Origin of the sequence: Bradyrhizobium sp. 2S1 (assembly GCF_011516625.5) — a bacterium.
Taxonomy (GTDB): domain Bacteria; phylum Pseudomonadota; class Alphaproteobacteria; order Rhizobiales; family Xanthobacteraceae; genus Bradyrhizobium; species Bradyrhizobium septentrionale.
This window is the reverse complement of record NZ_CP147717.1, coordinates 2,182,192-2,198,388: the sequence shown is the minus strand read 5'-3', so window position 1 is coordinate 2,198,388 and position 16,197 is coordinate 2,182,192. Positions and strand designations below refer to the sequence as shown.

At 63.9% G+C, this 16,197-nt stretch carries 15 protein-coding genes and 1 pseudogene; 6 read left to right on the top strand and 10 right to left on the bottom strand.

Features of this window, described 5'->3' with window-relative positions; translation table 11 throughout:
- Positions 1–174: 174 nt before the first annotated feature.
- Positions 175–753, bottom strand: coding sequence for a hypothetical protein (locus HAP54_RS10415; protein ID WP_166299784.1), 579 nt, complete (start codon positions 751–753; stop codon positions 175–177).
- 507 nt (positions 754–1,260) lie between these two features.
- Here HAP54_RS10415 and HAP54_RS10410 point away from each other — a divergent pair.
- The gene (locus HAP54_RS10410) at positions 1,261–1,614 is read left to right on the top strand and encodes a hypothetical protein (protein ID WP_166299782.1); all 354 of its coding nucleotides are present in this window, start codon (positions 1,261–1,263) and stop codon (positions 1,612–1,614) included.
- A 160-nt stretch (positions 1,615–1,774) separates the two neighbouring features.
- Here HAP54_RS10410 and HAP54_RS10405 read toward each other — a convergent pair whose 3' ends face one another.
- The 4 genes from HAP54_RS10405 to HAP54_RS10390 form a co-directional block, all read right to left on the bottom strand.
- Complete coding sequence (locus HAP54_RS10405) at positions 1,775–2,932, bottom strand: hypothetical protein (protein WP_166299780.1); 1,158 nt, start codon at positions 2,930–2,932, stop codon at positions 1,775–1,777.
- Positions 2,933–3,000: 68 nt separating this feature from the next.
- Positions 3,001–3,321 carry a hypothetical protein gene (locus HAP54_RS10400; protein ID WP_166299778.1) on the bottom strand — a complete coding sequence of 107 codons (321 nt, stop codon included), beginning with the start codon at positions 3,319–3,321 and terminating at the stop codon, positions 3,001–3,003.
- On the bottom strand, positions 3,318–3,503 hold the full coding sequence (locus HAP54_RS10395) for a hypothetical protein (RefSeq protein ID WP_166299776.1): 186 nt from the start codon (positions 3,501–3,503) through the stop codon (positions 3,318–3,320). Before HAP54_RS10395 ends, HAP54_RS10400 begins: the two co-directional genes overlap by 4 nt.
- Before the next feature lie 265 nt (positions 3,504–3,768).
- Positions 3,769–5,022 (bottom strand): tyrosine-type recombinase/integrase, encoded by a 1,254-nt coding sequence (locus HAP54_RS10390; RefSeq protein WP_166299774.1) that lies wholly within the window; start codon positions 5,020–5,022, stop codon positions 3,769–3,771.
- A gap of 362 nt (positions 5,023–5,384) precedes the next feature.
- On the opposite strand from HAP54_RS10390, the gene HAP54_RS10385 reads away from it, so the two are divergent.
- A complete protein-coding gene (locus HAP54_RS10385; RefSeq protein WP_224741950.1) occupies positions 5,385–5,630 on the top strand; it encodes a hypothetical protein in 246 nt (81 codons plus the stop codon).
- 205 nt (positions 5,631–5,835) lie between these two features.
- A complete protein-coding gene (locus HAP54_RS10380) occupies positions 5,836–7,101 on the top strand; it encodes a S1C family serine protease (protein WP_166299773.1) in 1,266 nt (421 codons plus the stop codon).
- 23 nt (positions 7,102–7,124) lie between these two features.
- Here the strand turns inward: HAP54_RS10380 and HAP54_RS10375 are convergent, their stop codons facing one another.
- The 3 genes and pseudogenes from HAP54_RS10375 to HAP54_RS10365 form a co-directional block, all read right to left on the bottom strand.
- Complete coding sequence (locus tag HAP54_RS10375; RefSeq protein ID WP_166299771.1) at positions 7,125–8,069, bottom strand: metallophosphoesterase; 945 nt, start codon at positions 8,067–8,069, stop codon at positions 7,125–7,127.
- Positions 8,070–8,151: 82 nt separating this feature from the next.
- Entirely contained in the window at positions 8,152–9,900 is a 1,749-nt protein-coding gene (locus HAP54_RS10370) for a flavin-containing monooxygenase (RefSeq protein WP_166299769.1), read from the bottom strand.
- A gap of 185 nt (positions 9,901–10,085) precedes the next feature.
- A pseudogene (locus HAP54_RS10365) lies at positions 10,086–11,310 on the bottom strand (MFS transporter).
- A 128-nt stretch (positions 11,311–11,438) separates the two neighbouring features.
- Here HAP54_RS10365 and HAP54_RS10360 point away from each other — a divergent pair.
- Both HAP54_RS10360 and HAP54_RS10355 read left to right on the top strand, forming a co-directional pair.
- Entirely contained in the window at positions 11,439–12,371 is a 933-nt protein-coding gene (locus HAP54_RS10360; protein ID WP_166299767.1) for an SWIM zinc finger family protein, read from the top strand.
- A gap of 59 nt (positions 12,372–12,430) precedes the next feature.
- Complete coding sequence (locus HAP54_RS10355) at positions 12,431–13,108, top strand: hypothetical protein (protein ID WP_166299765.1); 678 nt, start codon at positions 12,431–12,433, stop codon at positions 13,106–13,108.
- Here the strand turns inward: HAP54_RS10355 and HAP54_RS10350 are convergent.
- A protein-coding gene (locus HAP54_RS10350) for an IS630 family transposase (RefSeq protein ID WP_166293531.1) occupies positions 13,044–13,990 on the bottom strand; the annotation gives its coding sequence in 2 pieces (ribosomal slippage) (positions 13,044–13,651 and positions 13,651–13,990; 948 coding nt in all). The two genes, HAP54_RS10355 and HAP54_RS10350, sit on opposite strands and share 65 nt — an antisense overlap.
- A gap of 127 nt (positions 13,991–14,117) precedes the next feature.
- On the opposite strand from HAP54_RS10350, the gene HAP54_RS10345 reads away from it, so the two are divergent.
- Positions 14,118–14,243, top strand: coding sequence for a hypothetical protein (locus HAP54_RS10345; protein WP_283843063.1), 126 nt, complete (start codon positions 14,118–14,120; stop codon positions 14,241–14,243).
- 7 nt (positions 14,244–14,250) lie between these two features.
- On the opposite strand, the gene recQ is transcribed toward HAP54_RS10345, so the two are convergent.
- Positions 14,251–16,119 (bottom strand): DNA helicase RecQ, encoded by a 1,869-nt coding sequence (gene recQ, locus HAP54_RS10340; protein ID WP_166299763.1) that lies wholly within the window; start codon positions 16,117–16,119, stop codon positions 14,251–14,253.
- Between the last annotated feature and the right edge of the window lie 78 nt (positions 16,120–16,197).

Here is a 16,197-nt window from a genome sequence, read left to right as displayed (position 1 = left end):
GAAATCACCGATGCCCACGACGACCGCGCGTCATGCAGCGGCGGGTGCAGTCAATGCCGACGATGCCGTGGCACGACGACGGGCGGTGATCTTCCCGATGTCGGGAACACTCATCCTCAGGAAAACCTGAGTGTCAGCGCAAAGCGGCGCGCGTGGGCAACAGGATGACGCAACCTATTCGATTTTGATGGAGACCTTGACGGTGCCGCCCACAAGAATTTCCCTGATGCCCGTCGGCGCGCCGGTCCAGTATGACTTCGCGGTAGCTACGCTCGTATCGACGAAGGCACCTTGATGGGCGTCGGTCAACGCGTCGTAGTTGCCAGCGTGCGTGTTTACGGTGTCTTCAACCTCTACTTGGTAGGTGCTTTCCCCGGTAGCGAACCGGTCTCGAAACGCCTTTGCGCTCTCAATGTCCTCGGTGCAGAACACGCAGTAGTGAGCGTCGATGATTATCTGTGAGGGCGTCGCCGGTTCGTGCATGGCGGTTGCCGTCCCAAGGCGCACAGCCTCTTCCTGCCCTCGCTGGTTCAATCCAATGACGTCGATCGGCCCATAGTCCGGCGTGAAGCCCTGCTCACGCATCACCATATAAGCCTGCCGCAGATCATGCTCGGTGATCCCAAGCGCCGATTTAACTTGGTCTCTCTTCACTCCCCATGCGTACTGACCCGCGCCGTGTTCGTAGACGTAGCGAATGACGTTGTCGCGCACGGTCTTCAGGCGCTTCGGATCAATGGGTTGTTCAGGCATTTATTGGTCTCTCTCTCGGTTGCAAATCAGGTGCCCCAACGATGGCACAATGCAGGGTAGTGATGGGGAGGCCGGGACGGCTATTGCGGGCTATCCACAGAGGTAACCACAGCAAATCAGGCGGGGATGGGCGCGGCCCGGCTCCCGCTCTATCCTCCCACCCATGATCCAGCGGCGGCGTCCCTCCGGCTTCGTCGAACCGTGCCTGCCGTCGAAGGTGGCGCGGCCCGCTGTGGGCCACGAAATCAAGTACGATGGTTACGGGCTGATGGTGCGCCGGGACGGCGCGCGCAATCTGCCGCTTCACGCGCAACGGCTTATGACTGGTGACCGCTGCCCGCGATGGAGCGAGTGACGGAACAATCCCGTTCACGTAGATGAACGCGAGGTTTGTTTGATCCAAGTCAAGGGCGTGAAGCTCCCGCGCGCGAGGCTTCGGACAGACCCGCGGTCCGGCGCGATGCGCAGGTGCCTGCGGCGTCATCTCTCTCCCGAAGGAGTACGCTGATGTTGCGTCGAATTCTCATCGCTTCGGCAGCTGCGGCCATGCTGCTAGTCACCTTCACGCCCGACGACGCCGATGCTCGCGGTCGCGGAGGGGGCGGCTATCGGGCCGGTGGCGGAGGCTACCGCGGCGGCGCTGTAGCAGTTCGAGGGGCTCGGGGCGGCGCTGTCGCAGTGCGCGGCGGGCGCTACGGCTATCGTGGTGGGGCCTATCGCGGCTACGGCTATCGCGGCTACGGTGTCGGTGCGGCAGCGGTGGGCGCCGCTGCGGTCGGAGCAGCCGCGGCTGGGGCCTACCGCGGCAACTGCTACGACGCCTACGGCAACTACGTTTGCGGCGGGTACCGTCCGTACTAGCGGCGCGATGCGGTTGGCCTATGGTATTCGAAGCCGTGATGAGGTCATTTGCATAGGCGGACCTTCATAGTCGGGCGGCACACCCTGCGCCAGCGAGGTGGCCGCTCTGACACGTTAGATTGCCGGGCTGGCAGGCGGCGCCCCGGCTGCACGATCGGTGTCATCGCTGTCGCCCTCCAGCGAGGTCCCACGCGTGGCCGTAGCTGGTGCCTGATGGCTCTGCACGCGGTACGGTGCGAAGAGCCACCCCGATCGCGCACATCGGCGTCGTGTCGGCCCTGAAATCAAGAATTTCGCCGCGCTCGGCAGCGGCCCAAATCAAGCTGCACTCGGCTCTCTCCGCAGCCAGCCTGTCTGCGCTGATGGTCGCAAGCATTTCCGCGCGCTGCCGCTCGTCGAGGGCATCGCCGTCCGCAATCTCACGGAAACCGCCGCTGATTTTTTTCAAAAGCTCCGGGCCGAACAACCAACAAATCAACCCGATAGCGTCTTCGCTCTCGATGAATGCGATGGCTCCGCGCGCATCGACATTGTGAACCAACCCCGACAACCGTGTCGTCGCAAAGCTGATCGGTTGCCCATGTTCGATTGCGTTTTCGAGGTTGGGCCTGCCAGCGTCCCCACGTCTCGCGATCAGATCGACCGCATCGGCTTCGCCCACCGAAACCGGCCACTGCTGCGAGCGCACCCTGTGAGCATCGGCATCACACTCCCTCTGCCGCAATCTGTACCGCTCGACTCCGTCGCTTAGAGTTTCGTTTTTCTTCAGCAACTCGGCAACCGGTGCATCCGAAACCACGTCGAGCACACAATCGGTGGGAATTCCGCGCAAAACCCAATCGTTGACGGATTGACGCAGTTGTCCGGTAGCAGTCGATCTGACCGTGCGGGTTTCCTTCAACTCGGTCACTCGCGCGAGTTCTTTTTCGGCGCGCTCCAGTTTCTTGCGTTCGGCGCGGACCTGCGGCGCATCCTGCGGCAAGCCGAAGCCGCCTTCGCTCTGATGCCGGGTCAGATCACCGATGCGATTTTTGTAGCCGAGTGTTTCGAGCCGTACCTCTTGCTCCTGTTCAAAGGTTGGTATCTGCGAAAACAAATCGGCGTGGCGCTGGTCGATCCATGTCCATTTGTCCAGCGGACGACCATCGAGCAGCACTGCCGGATCGTACGGCGTTCGGTCGCCGTGAAAGGTGACCGGCCCAAAGTCCGCCGCTGTTGCCGGTGTGAAGCCGCCTGTTGCTTGTTCTGTGGTCGCCTCCATTCGCGGCGACATCTCGATCACGCTTTGCCGCCAATCCTTGTCCTGCTGTTTCGCCATGGGGTCACCTCCATCGATGTCGATGACCGAAGCGAAACACAGCGCGTGGGCAACGAATAATCGAAAGATCACTGGCGCGCGCGAGCCGCCGCCGCTCTGACCATCCGGTCGCACGGAATGTGATCGTGCAGCGTAAGTAGCGCCCAAAACAGTAACCTGTAGCCTGCATATTGTGGCGGGCAAGGCGCAGCGCGGTCTCTGTCCCATCGACCATTGCGGTACACCTTGAGCGCGTCGAGAAGCTTCCTCGCAGTCTCGCGATTACTGTCGGAAGGAAAGTACCCTGCGGCCATCTCCAGCAGGATGTCGCGCGCTCTGATCATCCGCAGAGTGTGATCGTAGCGCTTGCCTCGATAATCGGCGGGTTCGGCGTTCGTGACCGGCTTCATCGCGGGTCCAGCCATTTGCCGTTCGCGATGATGGATCGAAGCGCCCTTGCTGCCTCGCGTTCGACAACATCCAGATCACGCCAGCATTGATCGCAGAATGCCGTCACGCTGGCGTTTGTCGGCGCGACCGCTGTTGTCGAGAACAGGAACGCGCCGGGAGTGACGTTGTTGCGGGTAGCCATGGTGTCGCTCCACTCTCTGGGCGACCTCTCAAGTACCCACTTTTCCCCAGCAACGCAGCAACGGAAAAGAGATAAAGCAGTTCTTGTTAAGCATCAACTTCGAGTTGCGTTCGACGGACGCCGTCGCTCAGCCGGTTTTACGGCATGCTAACAGGCGCTTCTTAAATTCGGGAACCGGAAAGTCGGGTCGTTCGGTCCCTCGTCTCTAGCACAACCCTCGCTGGCGGTCGGGGACGACTTACGCCGCCGCCCTGCGCATCCTCGCTCATCGTAGCATCGGAACGACGTTGCCAGCCACAGGCGCGTCGATGTCGAACACCGCCCGGCGCATCTGCTCGTCGCCGTGATGGGCGATGTGCTTCGAGTAGGTCTTCTCGATCATGGCGACCGATGTGTCGAAGCTCGACGCGACCAGCCTGACCGGGACGCCAGCGAGCAGCGCGCGCGTGATCGCGGTATGCCGCAAGCAATAGATCGTTGCACCGTCCGGCAGGCGTGCGGCCTGAGCGGCAGCGGCGAACAGCAGGCGATGATCCGCCGAACTCCAGCGGTCGCCGTTCGAATTCATCAGCAGCAGCGGCTCGTTGGCATCGCGTCCCGCTGCGAGAGCCTTCAACCGCTTCGCCAGACTTGGCGCGATCGGGATCGGCTTTCGGGTCCGCGTCTTGCGGTTCTTGCCCTTCAGCGAACTCGGCATCATCAGCTTCGGTTCTTTGCCAGCGTGCAGGTCGCCGACATCGAGCAGGGCGATCTGGCCGGAGCGCGCGCCGGTCGCGGCATGGACTTCGACGTACACGCCGAAGGTCTTGGCATCGATGCCATAGGGCGCGGTGATGGCCTCGTCATAGGCGATGCTGACGACATCGCGGCGCTGATCGTCGCTCAGCACGATGTTGCTTCCGGTGTCGTCGTCCTCTGGGATCGCGGCAAGCCCGGTCGTCCACGCCTTGGCGTTGGTGATGCGGTCGTCGTGCGAGGCAGCGAGGTTGAGCGCGGCCTTCAGCGCCTTGCACATGCGGTTGATGGTGCTGGCCTTAACGCCATCGGTAAGCAGCGCATTGCGCCAGTTCCGAAGCTCTTTGACCGTCAGCATGCTGACCGGCTTGCTCAAAAGCGCGGGCGTCAAATGGTGGCGCGGATAGGTCGCGTTGCCCGCGTTTGCGCCGCGCACGGAAAGGTCGGCGGCATAGTCGGTCAGGGCTTCGTCGACGGTCGAGGGACGACCCGCGTCGGCATCCTGCCCCCGCGCAAGTTGCTTCGCCTTGTCGGCTGCCTGCCAGAAGTCGAGGACGTTCGCGCCGTCGCTGTCCTCGTGATCGTCGGCGACGGCAAAGCCCTTGATCCAGTTGCCGCCCTTGCCGTCAGCGGCGCGGACGTTCCACGCGCCGGGTCCGGCATTGCGGCGGTAGCCAAGCGCGATGCCGGGCGCGACGGCGACGAAGTACGGCTTGCGTTGCTGCGCCAACTTCGCGCGTGCGGAACGGGTTTCGAGTATGCTGGAGCGGATACGGCGAGCCATTTTGGGGGGCAGGGTCCTGTGTCAGTGTCCCGGATGTGTCCCGGCCACGGGTGTGGAAGCGTATGGACGCCAGCATAGCCCAAAGGGAAGTAGTTCAGCAAGAACAATGGCTTAATGGAAGATCAGTGGAACGGTATGGAAGCGTAGGAAGTGCAAATAACCCCTTTCAGGGGGAAGGAGAAGACAGCACCCTCTGCGGAAATACCGTCCCGGATTTCGCGGAGCCTGTCATCGGGCGCGCGTTCGCGCGACCCGTTGGCTCCATCCGGGCTGCAAGCCCCCTCCGTTGCCGCGTCAGGTCCGCGTCAGCTTCGCCCGGTATTTTCATCGTGCCGGGCGAGTCGGGAGACCTTCGCGTGAGGATGATGAATGCGGCCGGCCGAGCCATCGCCGCGCTCGGCATTGGCATCGTCGCCGTGGGACATTGGTTCTGGGTCTACCAGAACCATGGCTACATGCCGCGCACCCACTTGCTGGCGCTGAACAGCGAGGTCGAGCTCTATGCCGGCATCTTCCTGATCGGCGTCGGCGTGCATGCCCTCGCATCCTGGTACTGGTTCAGCGATCCGGATCCGCCGGCGCAGCCCTCGGTTCGGGAGCCGCAATAGCATCCGGTCTGGCAGCGCTGGATCATGTCCGGGTTGACATCTTAGGAACAAAATAGGAACATGTCGCCCTGTAACCTGAGGGTGTGGCGAACGCCTCATCCGCGGCGGTATTGCGTGGCCGCAGGACCAAAGACCAAGCCGCGCACCACTTGCGGATGAATTTCTCCGCCTCCTATGATGGGGTTGTGGCTGGGGAGTGCGCATCATGAGAGTTGTGATCTGGGCGGTCGTTGCGGCCGCTTGCCTGCTTGTGTCTGCAGCTCCGTCGAGCGCCCGCGGCCCCTACGGCTCGATCACGGTCGGCAACTGGAAGGGCGGCGCCTTCACGGACGACAAGAGCGGCGCGTTCACGCATTGCTCGGCGGGGTCGACCTACCAGAGCGGCATCTTCTTCATGGTGGCGATCGCCGAAAATGGCAGCTGGCGGTTGGGCTTTGCCCATGAGAGCTGGCGTCTGACGCCGGGCGAGGCCTTTCCGCTTGCGCTGACCTTTGACGGCCAGCCGGCGTTCAATGTCTACGGCATGCCGCTCGGCACCACGCTCGTGAATGTCGAGATGCCGGTGAACTCCAACCTGATCAATCAGTTCCGCAAGGCGCGCCAGATGACGGCATTCGCGCAGGGACAATTGTTTCAGTTCAACCTGAATCAGACCGGACAATTGCTGCCGGCGCTGCTCAACTGCGTCATGTCGGTGAAGAAGAACGGCGTCGCCAGTGCCGGGGAATTCGCGGTCGCGGCGAAGCCGGTGGCGGCCCCGCAGGCTGCACCGGCGCAGTCTGCACCGAACCCGCCACAGAAACAGGCCAGGGGCGGGACCGGCACCGGTTTCGTGGTCAGCAGCACCGGCCATGTCGTCACCAACCATCATGTCATCGACGGCTGCAGCGAGGTCACGGGCAATCTCAGTGGCGAGGCGCCAGTCAAGCTGCGGCTGGTGTCGAGCGATGAAACCAACGATCTCGCGCTGCTGCAGGCGCCATCGCCGTTCAAGGACGTTGCCAAGATCAGGCAGAATGCCATTCCGGTCGGCAACGGCGTCGTGGCGATCGGTTACCCCTATCACGGGCTGCTGACATCAGATTTCACCGTGACCACGGGCATCGTCTCTTCGCTGAGCGGCATCCTCAACGACACCCGTTTCCTGCAGATCAGCGCCGCGGTGCAGCCCGGCAACAGCGGCGGGCCGCTGTTCGATCTCGGCGGCGGTGTGGTCGGCGTCGTGGCCGCGAAGCTCGACGCGGTCAGGGTCGCGCGGGCCACGGGAAGCATCCCGGAGAACATCAATTTCGCGATCAAGACCGGCGCGTTGCGCGATTTCCTCGACAACAGCGCGGTGCAGTACCAGATCGCCGAATGGCATGATGCGTCAAAGCGGGAGACCTCCGAGATCGCAAAGGACGCGCGCGGCTATACGCTCCTGATCGTTTGCAAGGTGAACGAACAAAGCGCGGGCGCGAAGAAGCCTTGATGGTGGCGCTGCGGTCTGCGGCGTCAATCGCCGAGGCGGCGCAGCGTGTGCACCGTGATCTCGGCCGGGCAGTTCAGCCGCACCGGCGCCAGGCTGGTGCCGGCACCGGCCGATGTGTATCCGGCAAGCGTCTGGAAGCGCCAGGCGCCTCTGCCCATGCGGCGCGGCAGCCGCGCCTCCAGCTTGATCGCGATGCCGCCGGGCAGGCAGAGCTGGCCGCCATGGGTATGGCCGCTCAGCATCAGGTCGAAGCCGGCCGCCGCCGCCGCGCGATAGGATTCCGGCGTATGCGCCAGCAGGATCGAGAACGCAGCGCGCGGGATCGCCGCTGCGGCCTTCGGAATGTCGTCGGTGCGATAGAAATGCGCGTCATCGATCCCGGCGAGATGGATCGTCGCGCCGTCGTGCGTGATCGGCTCCTGCTCGTTGAACAACATCCTGATGCCCATCGCCTCCAGCGCCGGCGTCATGCGGATGCTGTCATGATTGCCGAGGATGCCATAGCGCGGCAGCTTGATCCGCGCGCAGAGATCCCTCATCAGCGCGAGGCTTTTCTCGAACGAGCCAAACGTCTTGCCGCGATAGTCGCCGGTCAGGACGCAGATGTCGCAGGCGATGGTGTGCACGATATCCGTGAGATGCTGCATCGCGCCGGCGCTGATGTCGGCGTGGAGATCGCTGAGCTGAAGGATGGTGAAGCCGTCAAACGCTGCAGGCAGGCGTGCCGACGTCACCAGATTGCGTCGTACCTCGACCCGGTCGGCGTTGTGCCGCGCGCGGCCGTAGAGTCCGGCCGCCCTAAGCGCGGTCGTGACGATCCGCGGCGCCAGATTCCAGTTCTCGACATTGAACACCAATGTGCCTTGGCCGAACAGCTGCTTCTCGTGCGCGGCCTCGATCGCAAGCCGGCGCACCACGTGATGTGCGCCGATCCGCTCGACCAATCCCTGCAGTGCCGTGTCGGCCATCGTCCCCCGTGCGGCCCGCGATGCGCAGCGCGGGCCGGGACGACACTATCATGCGCGATCCCGGTGGGGATACCACTGCTGCTCAGACCATGGGAACGCGCCTGGCGGCGACCGCGGCCGGCGAGATCACCTCGATGTCGAGCGGCACCTGCCAGCGCTCGGTGAAGCGCACCTGCGGCGGCGAATTGCCGTTGCGGCCGCCCTGCAGCACGAAGCCGTCATAGCCCGAATTCATCACCTCATTGCATTTCTGCACATAGATCGGGAAGCCGCCGATATAGGGCATGAACACGCGGGGACGGCCCGGGATGTTGGCGCCGACATACCAGGAGCTGCAGGTCGAGCGCAGCGAAACCGTGGAGACGTCGTTGACATGGGCGACCCAGGCGTCCTCGTCGTCGCGCACCGCCTCGATCGTGCCGGCGCCGATGTCGCGCATATGACTGATGCAATCCGCCAGCCAGTCGACATGCTGCTCGATCGCCTGGATCATGCTCGCGAGCACCGACGGGCTGCCGGGTCCGGTGATCATGAACAGGTTCGGAAAGCCTTCCGAGGCGAGGCCGAGATAGGCGCGCGGGCCGGCGCGCCATTTCTCGGCGAGCGTCTGCCCGCCGCGGCCGGTGATCGCGATCTTGTCGAACGAGCCGGTCATCGCGGCAAAGCCGGTCGCGGAGACGATCGCATCACACCTGTACTCGGTGCCGTCGACCACGATGGCATCGCCCGTGATGTGTTGGATCGGCGTCTTCGACACGTCGACCAGCTTCACATGCGGCAGATTGTAGGTCTCGAAATAATTGGTATCGACGCAGAGCCGCTTGCAGCCGAACACGTTTTGCGGACACAGCAGCTCGGCTGTTGCGGGATCCTTGACGATGCCGCGGATCTTCTCCCGCGCGAAATCGGCGATGGTGTCGTTGGCGGCCTGCTCGAACAGGAGGTCGCCGAACGCGCCGAGGAAGGGCAGGCCGCCGCGCTGCCAGGCTTCCTCATAGAGCCGCTCGCGTTCCTGCTCGCTCGCCTGCAAAGCCGGCTGGGCATTGAACTGAAAATAGAAGCCGGTCGGGCGCGCGCGGGCTTTGGCACGCAGCTCCGGATAATGCGCCTTGGCCTCCTTCAGATACTCCGCCGACAGCCGCTCGTTCCACGCCGGCACCGACCAGGTCGCGGTGCGCTGGAACACCGTGAGCTCGGACGCCTGCTGCGCGATGATCGGGATCGACTGGATTGCGGACGAGCCGGTGCCGATGACGCCGACGCGCAAGCCGGTGAAGTCGACGCCCTCATGCGGCCATTCGCCGGTGTGATAGATCGGCCCGCGGAAATCCTCCATCCCGGTGAAGGCCGGACGGTTCGGCGCCGACAGGCAGCCCACCGCCATGATGCAGAATTTCGCGGTGACCCTGTCGCCGCGGTCGGTCTCGATCAGCCAGCTGCCGGCCGTCTCGTCGAAGGTCGCCGCGGTGACGCGGGTGTCGAACACGATCTGGCTGCGCAGGTCGAAGCGGTCGGCGACGTGGTTGGCGTAGGCGAGAATTTCGGGCTGCGGAGAATACTTCTCCGACCAGCTCCAGTCCTGGTCGAGCTCCTCGGAGAATGAGAAGGAGTATTGCAGGCTCTCGACGTCGCAGCGCGCGCCGGGATAGCGATTCCAGTACCAGGTGCCGCCGACGCCGCCGCCGGCCTCGAACACCCGGGCCGTGAAGCCGAGCCCGCGCAACCGATGCAGCATGTACATGCCGGCAAACCCCGCGCCGATTACCACGGCATCAAATGAACCGGTTTCGGCAGGGCGCGCAATCTTGCGCGCGGTGCTCTCCTGAGCCATGGCCCGTCTCTTCCCTATGTCTTGTCGTTATGGCTTGTCGTTGTATCGTTGACTCGGCCGCGCCTCGTTGGACGGGCGAGGCAAACATTAGGGCGAGCGCGGCGCGGCCCGCAAGCGCATGCGTTGCCGCGCCGGGTATGGCTCCTATGCCGCTGCGTTGACAGCAGCGGTATCCGGGCGCCGGTTCACTCCAGCCGCTCGACCTTGTGCAGCGAGGGGAACAATTTCATCCAGAGCAGCGCCACCGCGACCGTGCCGAGGCCGCCGATCAGGGCGGCGGGCACCGCACCGAACAGCGCGGCGGTGATGCCGCTCTCGAACTCGCCGAGCTGGTTGGAGGCGTTGACGAACAGATAGTTCACGGCGCCGACGCGGCCGCGCATCTCGTCCGGGGTTGCAAGCTGCACCAGCGAGACGCGGATCACGACGCTGATCGTGTCGGCGGCGCCCATCGCGGCGAGCGCCAGTGTCGACAGCCAGATCTGCCGCGACAGCGCGAATACGCAGATTGCCAGCCCGAAGGCGATCACCGCCTGGAACATGCGCAATCCCACCCGCTGCGCGATCGGATGCCGCGTCAGCACGGCCGTCATCACGAGCGCGCCGACCGCGGGCGCGGCGCGCATCACGCCGAGCGCCCAGGGGCCGGCTTGCAAAATGTCGCGCGCATAAATCGGCAGCAGAGCACTGGCGCCGCCCAGCAGCACCGCGAACAGATCGAGCGAGATGGTGCCGAGGATCGCCGGATTGCCGCGAACGAATTTGACGCCGGCGAACAATTGCCCGAGCGACGGCGGATCCGGCTCGGCCGCCGGCCGTTCCAGCCGGATCGCGCCACAGCAGATGGCCGCGAGCAGCCAGAACGTCGCCATCACGGCGTAGGGGACGGCCGGCGAGATCGCGTAGGTGAGGCCGCCGATCGCCGGACCCGTGACGATCGCGACCTGCCAAGCGCCGGTCGACAGCGCGGTGGTGCGCTGCAGCTGGCCCTCCGGCGCCACGGCCGGCAGCAGCGCCGAGGCGGCCGGGTCCCCGAATGCCCCGGCGACACCGAACGCGATCAGCACCGAGAAGATTTCCGGCACCGTCAGATCGCCGGCAAAGCTGCGCCAGCCGAGATAGGCGGCCGCCAGCCCCCTGGATGATCTGGCAGGCCTGAACGACGCGGCGGCGATCGTAGCGGTCGGCGGCGTGGCCTGCGATGAAGACCAACAACGCGTTCGGGATGAACTGCACCAGCCCGACGAGGCCGAGATAGACGGCGCTGCCGGTCAGCGCGTAGACCTGCCAGCCGATCGCAACGGTGGCGATCTGGTAGGCGAATTCGGAGAAGCTGCGCGAGGCCACGAACAGCAGCAGTGGCGGGTGCCGGAGCAGCTCGGCGGACGCGGTCTCGGATTGCGCGGACATGCGCCACGGATGGCGGAACAGGAGACGGTCGTCAATCTCTGTGATCTGGAGACCCTCGAATCTCGTTGGGGCCGGCGCGGTCGGATATATTCGGGCTACCGAACCTCCTGAGAGCAATAGGCATGCACATGGCGCAAGCCCGAAAGCGATCCGCCTCCGACATTGAAGCCGTGGTTCGGACCGACCGATTCGATCTTGCGGCGTTGCGGGAGATCGCTGGTGACAAAATCTTCGCTCGCGGCAGCGCTTATCAGGCGGATGGCCGGGTGGAGATCATGACGATCGGCGAGGCCCGCGTGGTTGCGCGGGTGGCTGGTACCGAAATCTATCGCTGTGAACTGACCGGGCGAGGCAAGAGCTTTTCCGGCGATTGTACTTGTCAGGCCTTCGCTGATCGGGGCTTCTGCAAGCATCTGACAGCGGTAGCCTTGACCGTCAATAATCTGGGGCCGGGCGAACTGGGGCAGGCCTCGAACCGGCTTGGCAAGATACGTGACCATCTACGCGCGAAGGGTATCGATCGCCTTGTCGAGATGGTTATTGGGCTCGCTGAGCGCGATCCCAAGTTGCTTGAAGAACTGCAACTGTTGGCCGCGCTCGACACGGCAGACGATGCCACGCTGAGCGCGCAACTCAAGAAAGCCATCACTGACGCGACCCGAGTCCGAGGCTACATCGAATATCGCGATATGCGCGACTGGGCTCGTCAGATTGATGGCGCCCTTGATCGCATTTCGGTTCTGCTCGAAGGCGGGAGAGCGTTGCTTGTCCTTGCGCTGCTGGATCACTTCTTCGCGCGAATGGACGAGGCCTTGACCAAGGTCGATGATTCCGATGGCGGCGGAGGAGCCTGCTACGCACGGGCTTGCGAAATTCATCATGCTGCCTGCGAGCAGGCAAAGCCTGATCCCATCGGATTGGCGCGCGTGTTGTTTGCCCGCGAAGTCAATTCCGACTGGGAGTTCTTCTTTGGCGCGAGCGAGATACCTATGCTGACGTCCTCGGTGCGGTGGGGCTCGCCGAATATCGCAGGCTGGCAACCGAAGCGTGGCAAAAGGTGAAATCCAGGCGAGGGAGGCGAGCAGAGGTCCAGCCCGGCGGAGAATATGCGCTTCGAACCATGATGGAGCGTTTTGCTGAACGAGACGATGATGTCGACGGGATCATCGCCATTCGGGCGAATGATCTGTCGACCGCGTATCACTATCTCGGTGTTGCTCAGCTCTGTCTCGACAAGGGGCGGGAACAGGAGGCGCTGAAATGGGCCGAAGAGGGGCTGTGGAAATTCGAGGATGAGCCCGACAAACATCTGGTTCTCTTTGCTTGTGATCTGCTTCAGCGCAGCGGACGAAATGAAGACGCCAACGAACGGCTCTGGAAGCTGTTCAGTCGGGAACCCAGCGTCGAACTGTACTTGCGATTGAAATCTGCCGCCGGCGATGACAAGGCCCAGATCCTCGTCCGCGACAAGGCCATCGCTGCGCTGAGCGTCCGGGCTGGGAACTCGGGCCCGCAATCGGAATGGAGCGTATTCGGAGCAGCCGACGTTCTAGTTCGAGTGCTCATGGCGGAGGGACTGCTGGCGGACGCATGGGCGGCGGCCGGCAAGCACGGATGCCGCGAAATTCTGATGGAAGAACTTGCCAAGGCGAGCGAAGCGGATCTCCCTGCCGAGGCGTTGAAGGCCTATGCTCAATTGGTAGAGCGCAAGGTTCGGCTAGAGCATTTTCCGATCACGTTGCGTCGTAACCAGCCGCGACGAGATAATTTTGGCATTCCTCGGGTGAGAAGCGCTTGAGAGCGTTGGCGATTGCTTGCCAGAGATCGGGCATGGTGCGCGCTGCGGCGGCCCGCAACAGGGCTTTCAGTTTAGAGAAGGCCATTTCGATCGGGTTGAAGTCTGGACTGTAGGGCGGAAGATAGAGCAGGCTTGCTCCGACCGCCCGGATGGCCTCTCGAACGCCATGGACCTTGTGAGCGGGCAAGTTGTCCATGATAACGGTATCGCCCGGCCGCAGCGATGGGGCGAGCAATTGCTCGACGTAGGCCAGGAAAGCGTCGCCATCCATTGGACCGTCCAGAACAAGCGGCGCGATCAGACCGTCGGAGCGCAATCCAGCGGTGAATGTCGTCGTCTTCCAATGTCCGTGTGGGATAGCTGCACGACATCGCTCGCCGCGTGGCGAGCGGCCGTAAAGCCGCGCCATTTTGGTGTTGGCACTGGTTTCGTCGATGAAGACGAGACGCTCAGGGTCAAGATCGATTTGCCCTTCGAACCACTCCTCACGCGCGGCATTTATATCGCCGCGCCGTTGCTCGGCGGCGTGCGCTGTCTTTTTTTAAGTGTGATCTTTCTGCGCTGGAAAAAACGCCAGAGCGACGCGATGCCAGTCGATATTCCACGACGTTTCAACAGTTCTCGCAACTCGGCGAGCGTGATATCCGGCTTCGCTGTCACTGCCTCCAGAATCAATTGCGAATGCGCTTCGATGCGCTGCGATTTGCGGTCACCGCCCTGGCGTTTAGGAACGATGTCGCCAACTTCCTTGAGGCGACCGCGCCAGCGGATCGCACTGGCCGCGCTGACACCAAAGCGCTCAGCAGCCTGTCGACAGGACATGCCACCGTCAATCGCGGCTATCACCCTTTGACGAAGATCAACCGAAAGCGCCCTGGCCATACATGCTGGCCTCCCTCGCCAGCATGCAGCTTGAATCTGACTCGCGCCGTTTTGGGAATCCCCACCCGATTCATTCCGGTCGGAAAATGCTCTAGGTGGCCAGAGCAACTACGGCGACGCACACGCCATGATCAAGCGGATGCGGCGGCTTGACGGAGCCGCCCAGCATTCGGCCTACCTCGCCGATCTCATGACGCGCCACAAGGCGAAGCGGAATTTTATCAAGCTGCTGACGTCGAAGAAGACCTCGTGAGGAAGGTTCAGCCGTCGTTCGCCTTCACCAGCCTGATCAGCTCGTCGCCATAATGCTCGAGCTTCTTGTCGCCAATCCCGGCAATGTTGCGCAGCTCATTCAGCGTGTCCGGCCGCATCGCGGCGATGCCGTCGATGGTGGAATCGTGCAGCACGACATAGGCCGGCACGCCACGCTGCCGAGCCACCTCGGAGCGCCAGGCGCGCAGCGCTGCATGGAGCGCGGGGTTGGCCGCCGCGCCCTTGCCGTCGGTAGCCGGCGCCAGCTCACCGCGGCGCGACTTGCCGCGGATCGCGCGGTTGCGTGCGCCTTCCGGCTGCTCGCGCAACATCACCGCGGTCTCGCCCTTCAGCACGCCGCGCGCGCTGTCCGTCAGCTTCAGCGCGCCAAAGGCGTCGCTGTCGGCGCGCAGATGGCCCATCGCCACCAACTGGCGCAGCACCGCGCGCCATTGCTTCTCGTTGAGCTCGCGGCCGATGCCGAATACCGACAACTGGTCGTGGCCGAACTGCTTGACGCGCTCGGTAAGCCGCCCGACCAGCACGTCGATCAGGTGCATGGCGCCAAAACGCTGCCCGGTGCGATAGGCGCAAGAGAGCAGTTTCTGTGCGAGCACCTTGCCGTCGCGGACCCGCGGCGGCGTCAGGCAGTTGTCGCAATTGCTGCAGCTTTCCTCCGCGCGGGTCTCGCCAAAATAGCCGAGCAGGCGCTGCCGCCGGCAATGCACGGTTTCAGCCAGCGCAACCAGCGCATCGAGCTTGCCGATCGAGACGCGCTTGAAGGCGTCGGAGCCGGTCGATTCGTCGATCATGCGGCGCTGCTGCACGATGTCGGAGAGGCCGTACGCCATCCACGCGGCCGAGGGCTTGCCGTCACGGCCGGCGCGGCCGGTCTCCTGGTAATAGGCCTCGATGCTCTTGGGCAAATCGAGATGCGCGACGAAGCGCACGTCCGGCTTGTCGATACCCATGCCGAAGGCGATGGTCGCGACGATCACGATGCCGTCCTCGTTGAGGAAGCGGTCCTGATGCCGGGCGCGCACCGACGCGTCGAGCCCGGCATGATAGGGCAGCGCCGTAATGCCGGCCTCGCTGAGCGACGCCGCGACGTCCTCGACCTTGGCGCGGGACAGGCAATAGACCACGCCGGCGTCGCCGGCATGCCGCTCCTTGATGAAGCTCTTCAGCTGCGTGGTCGCGTTCTGCTTGTCGACGATCTCGTAGCGGATGTTGGGCCGGTCGAAGCTCGCGACGAATTGCGGCGCGTCGGTGAGCTGCAGCCGCTCGGCGATCTCCTTCCGCGTCGACGCATCCGCGGTCGCGGTGAGTGCGATGCGCGGCACCTTGGGGAAGCGCTCGGCCAGCGCCGACAGCCCGATATATTCCGGCCGGAAGTCATGGCCCCATTGCGACACGCAATGCGCCTCGTCGATCGCAAACAGCGCGATCTGCGCCTGGCCGAGCAGATTGAGGCAGCGCGGCGTCAGCAGCCGTTCCGGCGCGACATAGAGCAAATCGAGATCGCCGGCGAGCAGCCGTCGCTCGACCTCAGAGGCTTCCTGATAGGACAGCGTCGAATTCAGCACCGCGGCGTTGACCCCGGCTTCGGTGAGGCCGGCGACCTGGTCGCGCATCAGCGCGATCAGGGGCGACACCACGATGCCGCAGCCGTCGCGCAGCAGCGACGGCAGCTGGTAGCACAGCGACTTGCCGCCGCCGGTCGGCATCAGCACCAGGCAATTGCCGCCATCGGTGACGTGGCCGATGATCTCTTCCTGCGCGCCGCGGAAGCCCGGCAGGCCGAACACGGAACTGAGCACGGCGCGCGCGTCGCGAGGCGGCGTGGATGCGTGGTCGAGGGCGGGCTGGGCAGTCATGATCCGAGATAGGGTGATTCGAGTTCCGTGGTCGAACGATTCCGGAACAGAACGTGTTAATACACCCTCCCGCGATAA